This is a genomic window from Weissella sagaensis (genome assembly GCF_005405285.1).
Taxonomy (GTDB): domain Bacteria; phylum Bacillota; class Bacilli; order Lactobacillales; family Lactobacillaceae; genus Weissella; species Weissella sagaensis.
In genome coordinates this window covers 1-6,342 of record NZ_BJDT01000016.1, presented here as the reverse complement: position 1 = coordinate 6,342, position 6,342 = coordinate 1, and the positions used below count along the sequence as shown (strand labels likewise).

Sequence of the window (6,342 nt, the reverse complement as noted above, 5' to 3'; positions counted from 1 at the left end):
TTCAGAAACATACTAAGCAGCACGTTGCCACCATCCGAGGTAATTGGTGCCCCATTGTCTGAAACTGCAACTAAAGGGTTGCTAGGTAATACTTTTTGAGTCATAATTTTAGACGCTCCAATTTTTGAGTATTTGGTTTGTTTTTCACTAACAAAATATCATAAAAAAGAGCTCCTATGGTTTTCACCCAACGGGTGAAAGCGCAAAACCCGCTGAAACGGTATTAACTTGCTGTTTCAGCGGGTCTTTGTTTGTCTTGATGAATAATCCGGGATAAAAGATATTTTAGGAAATGAACGCCCTGTAAAAAAAGTTGATACCGTTCTAGACGAACCACAAAAGATAACACCTGTTACTCGGGAGACATTATTTGATTCAGAACTAGAACTATTCTCGCACCAAGAAATAATTATTACAGATTGCTGGCATGCAATGGTATTTTCCGTTCTAACAGGAACACCTTGCTTATTATTTGGAAATAGTTATGGAAAAGGAAAGCACGCTTACTTTGATTGGCTAGAGCATATCAACTGGGTTAGTTATACCGATAAGGAACATACCGAGAGGATTAAACAACAAATAAACGCGGTCATGGAAGTCAAAACTCACGCTTATGATCTTATCCCTGATTTTAAACAGGTACATGATTTAATTGCACATAATCGGTAGGAAAAAGTCAACTTTTTGATAACATTTGTTGCATGAAAATCCTCCTCAAGTGTATGGATAAGACCTATACCATTTTTCGATACTACTTTAGATTAATTCTAAATTATGTTTATGGCAACCCTAAAAAGTGTTAAAATTCTTGTCAGAGGGGGAAATCACTATGAAAACCTATACGGACTATTTCTTTGATGAGCCAGCGTTTGATCTCCACGATGGCGGCTACGTGCCGCTTGAGGTCAGTGATGCGCCTGAGAAGCCCTTAAATGTGCCGCCGTTGTTGAAACCGGATAAAGAGACGGCGACCGACGTTTATTACACGGTGACAGCAGAGGCTGGGGAAACGCAACTGTTACCTGGGGTGAAGACCAATACGTGGGGCTATAATACCAGTCTGTTAGGTCAGACGATTATGTATCGCCGTGGTCAACATACGCATGTGACACTGAAAAACACCCTGCCTGAGTTGACCACTTTTCATTGGCATGGGGCTAATGTCAGTGGTCCTTATGTTGATGGCGGATGCCATGCGCCGGTTTATCCGGGTGAAAGTAAGCATATCGACTTCACATTGGAACAACCGGCGACGACTTTGTGGCTGCACGCGCATCCGTGCCCATCCACAGCCGAGCAGGTTTGGCATGGTTTGGCTGCCATGGTGATTGTCAAAGACGACCATGAAGTCAGCCTGCCATTGCCAAGGAACTATGGCGTTGACGATATTCCGGTCATTTTGCAAGACCGGCGTTTTCATGAGAACAACCAGTGGGACTACCGGGCTGATTATGATCCTGACGGTGTTGCTGGGCCAACTGCAATGATTAACGGTACAATCAATCCCTATTTTGATGTCACCACGCAAAAGGTCCGGTTGCGTTTTCTGGATGGTTCTAATCGCCGTGAATGGCGGTTGCATTTTTCCGATGACCTACCATTTACGCAAATTGGCGGGGATGGCTCACTGTTACCGGAGCCGGTCAAATTTACCCATTTGATGCTGACTTGTGCTGAGCGTGCCGAAGTGATTGTTGATTTTGGCCAATACCATGAAGGCGACGAGGTCACCTTATATACGGATGATGTGCCATTGCTAAAGTTCCGCATTCATGCGTTCAAACCGGATCAGACTACCTTGCCTGATAAGTTGTTCGATGTGAAGGCACCAGTGGTTGACCCGGCTTTGCCAGTTCGCCACGTTGTGATGCAGGGGATGGACGAAGGTGTTGCGATTGATGGTAAAAAGTTTGCCATGCAGCGGATTGATGCCACGCAACCAATTGGCAAATCCCAGTACTGGGATGTTACCAATAGCAATGATGCGCCTGGAATGGTTCATCCATTCCATGTGCATGGAACCCAATTCTTAGTCTTGTCGCGGAATGGGCATGCGCCGTATCCAAATGAACATGGTTTCAAAGATACCGTTGGCGTGAATCCTGGTGAAACGGTTCGGCTGCTGGTTCGCTTTGATTTGCCAGGGGTTTATATGTATCACTGCCATATCATTGAGCACGAAGATGGCGGCATGATGGCACAGATTGAAACATTCGATCCAGCCAAGCCAAAGCAAGAATATAAATTGATGGATATGGATACGTTAATGATGGCCTTGGCTAAAGAACGTGGCGTAAAACCATCTGAGATTTGGATGGGTGGTATGCAGTCTTATGAAAAAATGGGAATGAAAATGTAAACGTCCCACAATACTAATATAGAAAAAGATGGTTTTAATATGCACTCTCCAACGATCAAACATCGCGGGGCTTTTGTCGCCACGTTACTGACAGGTACCTTTTCGATGTCAATTTCTCAGTCTTCTTTAAGCACCGCTTATCCTGCTTTTATGAAAGCTTTTGGTTTAGGAGCGGATACAGTTGCTTGGCTGACAACCGGCTTTATGTTGGTGATGACCTTGATGATTCCGGTTAGCCCATGGCTGTTGCATAATGTTACTTTCCAACGGCTTTTCCAAGTGATTGAACTCATTTTTGCCATTGGGACAGGCTTATGTATCTGGGCACCGAGTTTTACCGTGCTCATGATTGGCCGGTTGCTTGAAGCGATTGCGGTCGGGATTATTTTCCCGAGTTTCCAGACCGTGTTGCTGACGATTACGCCGCATAGGGAGCGTGGTCGGGTGATGGGCACGGCGGGATTGGTCATGGGCTCAGCCTTGGCAGTCGGTCCGATTATTTCCGGTGTTTTGCTGACATGGTTCCCTTGGCAGGCTTTATTCTTGTTCTTCTTGGTCGTTTCGCTGCTTGTGCTGGCCGTTTCAACGGTGACCATTGCGTCTATCATGCCATTGCAACCGACGCAACTGGACTGGGTGTCCTTCCTTTTATCCGCAAGTTTTCCAATTCTACTTTATGCCTTGGGTGCTTTGTCGAAAAAAGGCTTAACTGTTGGCTTGGTTGGTTTGTTGATTTTAGGCGTTCTGGCAGCTGGTATTTTCGTTGTTCGGCAATTGAATCGCCAACCACCAATGTTGCAAATGCGAGTTTTTGCCACTGGTATGTTTACTAAAGCGATGTTTCTGACCGGAATTTCATACGTCGGTTTGATTGTCACCACTATCCTGATGCCGCTTTACTTTCAAACGCTACTTGGTTTGTCACCGTTGATTTCTGGCTTGTCCTTAGTGCCAGCTGCGGTGTTGCTGAGTATTTTGAATCCAATTAGCGGGCGCCTACTGGATCGCTTTGGACCGCGTGTCGTGGCCATGATTGGCATGTTGTTGATTACTGGCGGCTTTGGTCTGTTAGCAGTCTTTGCCCATCATTTACCGCTGATTTGGGCAATTATGTTGGCGATGGCGACTGAAGCCGGCAATGCCTTTGTGATGATGCCTTCAGTGACGGCTGGCGCGAATGCTTTGCCGAATGAGCTCGTGGCAGACGGCACTGCGGTTACAACGACGGCTCGTCAGTTATTCGGTTCTGCCGGTGTCATGTTCGCCACAGTGTTGTTGGATGGCATGCAAACCACGCTGCGAAGTCATGCTGGCGGTTTTGCTGTTACCTTCGCTGTGTTTGCTGGCGTGGGCCTGATTGGCTTGCTGTTGGCGTTGACGTTACCAAAGGAAGTCGCGAAGAAAGCGGTATAGCTGCGGATTCGTGCTTTACATCTACAAAAATGACCGCCTACCAAAAAGTAGACGGTCATTTTTGTTGCAACTAAGCATGCTTGACTGGGTACTTAGCCGCAAATGATCAGGAGAGAAGCATCGCGACTAGGAAAGGAGGGCAACACGGTTGCTTTAGTCAACAAAGACCAGTTCGATAGTTTCATCTTCCGGTTTGACGTTGACAGATAAATGACGATTAAGGTCGGCCACCAGTTTGCGTGCGAAGGCCATCTTCTCGTCGAATTCGGTCATGTGCGAAGTAAACGGGACGCTTTGGTAATTAAAGTTTTCGCCGATATAGCCCGGATCAGTCACGTAGCGCAAGTTGTTTTCGTCGTGGCGACTGCCCGGTTTCAGGACGGTATCCAAATACTAATAGAGAATCGTTGGATCGTAGTTCAGCGGCTTATCAAGGGTCGTGGAAAGCTTGTAGTTGGTTGCTTGACCAGCGAATTGTTCGTTGATTTGGACTTGGGTAAGGCTTTGATACAATTTCAAAACGATCACTCCTCTTCTTTTCACTTTTAGTATAGCAGTTATGGTAGATTGTAAAATTAATCCGAACGCCGTTTGGACAAAAAAGATCAGCTTCCTTTAAAATGGTGTTTACCACAAACCCATCTTTTAGGAGCTGATCTTTTGTCTAGTATAACCTATTCCGAACGAATTAAAATCGAAACCTTTTGTGAACTAGGGCTGTCCAATATCCAAATGGGCGTTCGGCTGAACCGATCACCGTCAAAAATTTCTTATGAATTATCTCGATGTCAACCTTATCAATCTGAATTAGCACAAACAGATGCCGAATACAAGCGATCACGATGTGGTCGGAAAACTAAGCTGAGCGATGAGTTAAAACAAAAAAATTCTCACCCATTTACGTCTAAGCTGGTCACCAGGAATGATTGCTCACGAATTTAAACTAGCTACTAAATCTATTTATAATTGGCTAAATCAGGGGAGAATTGGTTTCTCCTTGAATGATCTACCTGAACATGGCGTACGCCAACGGCGTAACGTTGACCAATGATCCAAATATAATCAATCTTTGGGGCGATCAATTGAACAGCGTACCATGATGATTAATCAACGTAATCGCATCGGCGATTTTGAACTAGATACAGTCGTTGGTCCTCGTGGGCATAGTAAGGCAGTTTTATTAACTTTAATCGATCGAAAATCACGGTTCCTTTGGGCATACCGGTTAAAAGATCGGACGACAGCGACTGTTAATGAAGCACTAACTAAGTTCCTAACCACTTTTAATGGTCCGGTGCACAGCTTTACTGTGGACCGTGGCACTGAGTTTAGTGGGCTAGTATCACTTGAATCACAATATGGTATTAAGACCTATTACTGCCATGCTTATACTCCAACTGAACGTGGTAGTAATGAACGCTTTAATCGGAATTTACGTTATTTTTATCCTAAAGGGACTCATTTTGAGCACATTAGTGCTCAAGATTTAACGACGACGTTACTCCAAATTAACCAGCGACCGATTAAAATACTCGACTGGCAAACACCGTATCAGGTTATGCTGACAAATTTGTCCAAAAATTCGAATTAAATTTGCAATCTACCATTTGATATTAAAAAAATTGGCTTTTTATATAATTTTTATAGTGTATCTCTTAATAAGGTGGTCATATAAAAAAGAAAATCAACCTTCAATGCATATTATTAACATTTCTAACGTTCACAATGGGTTTGAGTCAATTTATTATAATAGGAATTATAAATAATTTATCGACAGATTTTAGAGTTTCTATTAACCCGAGTCAATCAACGATGCCTGCTAAGCCGGTTCAGGATGGTCAAGCAGCGGCTACTAATTTTGTGGATCAATGGTTGGCTCAAACTGATTAAACTGATCAATGACATATGATACTGAGTGGCTTATTACTATTAGTCATGAGTAGTTTGTTAGGGCTATTCGGAATGACTAAGCGGCAGCAAAAAGAATAGGATGATATTATATGCTAAATCATCAGCAAATTAAGAACCAGTTTGAGAGCTTAGCAACCCTGCAAGCTATTCAGAAACAGGCATACCAGATATTAGTGTAAGGATTGGCCAAAACTGATTTTTCAATGCGTGAGTGGGGAATATTAGTCTATCTTGAACAACATGGGCAAGCTACTGCTAGTGAATTAGCTGATGCATTCATGGTTACGCGCACACTAATTTCCAGGAATACTTGGCGATTGATTCAAGATAATTTAATTCAATCACAAGTGAATCCAAATGATCGACGAATTGTTCGGCTAACTTTGACTGTTAATGGCCAAGAAAGAGTCCAAAAGGTTTTTCGGCAAGTGCAAGCGAACTTAAAAACTTTCGACCAGAGTCACAATCTAGAGATGCTCCTATCCTAGTATTTGGTACATAAATTTCTGAACAGTTGTGCCATAATTAATAAAACAAGATAGGAGCATTCCAATGAAACAATATCAAGATGATTTTAAAGCCAGCATTGTGAAGATGCATCGTGAAGAGAAAAGATCTATTCGCTCGCTTTCCGAGGAATACGGTGTTTCTCCAGCCGC

General features: G+C 43.6%; 5 protein-coding genes and 3 pseudogenes. 7 read left to right on the top strand and 1 reads right to left on the bottom strand.

Translation table 11 applies throughout. The features are described from left to right. Nucleotides 1-273: 273 nt before the first annotated feature. The 3 genes and pseudogenes from FFM55_RS09625 to FFM55_RS09615 form a co-directional block, all read left to right on the top strand. Nucleotides 274-669, top strand: a pseudogene (locus FFM55_RS09625) (polysaccharide pyruvyl transferase family protein); the annotation flags it as partial. Between the two features lie 160 nt (nucleotides 670-829). Then, a complete protein-coding gene (locus FFM55_RS09620; protein ID WP_137601012.1) occupies nucleotides 830-2,359 on the top strand; it encodes a multicopper oxidase family protein in 1,530 nt (509 codons plus the stop codon). A gap of 39 nt (nucleotides 2,360-2,398) precedes the next feature. After that, on the top strand, nucleotides 2,399-3,772 hold the full coding sequence (locus FFM55_RS09615) for an MFS transporter (RefSeq protein WP_137601011.1): 1,374 nt from the start codon (nucleotides 2,399-2,401) through the stop codon (nucleotides 3,770-3,772). Between the two features lie 153 nt (nucleotides 3,773-3,925). Here FFM55_RS09615 and FFM55_RS09610 read toward each other — a convergent pair. Beyond that, nucleotides 3,926-4,291: pseudogene (locus FFM55_RS09610) on the bottom strand (hypothetical protein). Between the two features lie 141 nt (nucleotides 4,292-4,432). Between FFM55_RS09610 and FFM55_RS09600 the strand changes: the two are divergent. The 4 genes and pseudogenes from FFM55_RS09600 to FFM55_RS09585 all read left to right on the top strand — a co-directional run. Next, a pseudogene (locus FFM55_RS09600) lies at nucleotides 4,433-5,363 on the top strand (IS30 family transposase). A gap of 140 nt (nucleotides 5,364-5,503) precedes the next feature. Then, the gene (locus tag FFM55_RS10020; protein ID WP_240006026.1) at nucleotides 5,504-5,662 is read left to right on the top strand and encodes a hypothetical protein; all 159 of its coding nucleotides are present in this window, start codon (nucleotides 5,504-5,506) and stop codon (nucleotides 5,660-5,662) included. A gap of 224 nt (nucleotides 5,663-5,886) precedes the next feature. Then, a complete protein-coding gene (locus FFM55_RS09590) occupies nucleotides 5,887-6,171 on the top strand; it encodes a MarR family transcriptional regulator (RefSeq protein WP_240006027.1) in 285 nt (94 codons plus the stop codon). Nucleotides 6,172-6,235: 64 nt separating this feature from the next. Further along, nucleotides 6,236-6,342 (top strand): transposase (locus tag FFM55_RS09585; protein WP_507772745.1); only part of this gene is annotated, 107 nt, incomplete at its 3' end.